The sequence below is a fragment of the Neisseria sp. P0008.S010 genome, from assembly GCF_051962715.1.
Classification (GTDB): Bacteria; Pseudomonadota; Gammaproteobacteria; order Burkholderiales; family Neisseriaceae; genus Neisseria; species Neisseria elongata.
In genome coordinates this window covers 1-680 of the sequence record NZ_JBQCVA010000132.1, presented here as the reverse complement: position 1 = coordinate 680, position 680 = coordinate 1, and the positions used below count along the sequence as shown (strand labels likewise).

Below are 680 nucleotides of genomic sequence, written 5' to 3'. Positions count from 1 at the left end.
TTGCTTCTTTGGATTAGGTTTTCGTATTTCATTTGGAAATTGTAAATCTTCAGGATACTTTCGCAAGAGGTCTAATACTAAAACCAACTTCTTGATATTGAAAAATAAAAAATAAACCCTTACTATTTATCAGTAAGGGTTTATTCAAAAACTGGCACGCCCACGGGGAATATTATATTCATTTAAAATCAATAAATTACTTTTTATTTAATGCAAAATATTGCACAACACTTCTTAAACTTTATGCATAATTAAAACTAATCTAGCAGAATATAAGTTAATTTTCATAGTTTTACAAGAAAGGTACATCTTAGTTTGATTAAGAGACTGCACTAAATTGGCCCTAAATTTCACACCATTTCCGCGGGGTTTGAAGCTGCCGGGACAGTTTGCCGAAGTTAAATCGAAATTCGCATTCTTTCAAGAATAGTGGAAAAGATTGCGATCGATTCCATTGTATTTGCGCAAGACGCGTTTTGCCTGATTCCAAAAATTCTCAATGCTGTTAATGTGGTTCTGACGGTCTGTAAATTTCTTGGAATGGTTGATACGGTAATGGATAAAACCGCTTACGTCCAGCTTGTCATAGCTGCTCAGGCTATCCGAGACCTTTGCAAAATCCCCCCAAAATCCCCTAAATTCCCACCAGAACATTTAGGGGATTTCTCATGAGCACCTTC

At 35.7% G+C, this 680-nt stretch carries 1 pseudogene; it reads right to left on the bottom strand.

Annotated features, from left to right (window positions below):
• Positions 1-343: 343 nt before the first annotated feature.
• Positions 344-606 (bottom strand): annotated as a pseudogene (locus ACTHSL_RS12860) (transposase); the annotation flags it as partial.
• Positions 607-680: the final 74 nt, after the last annotated feature.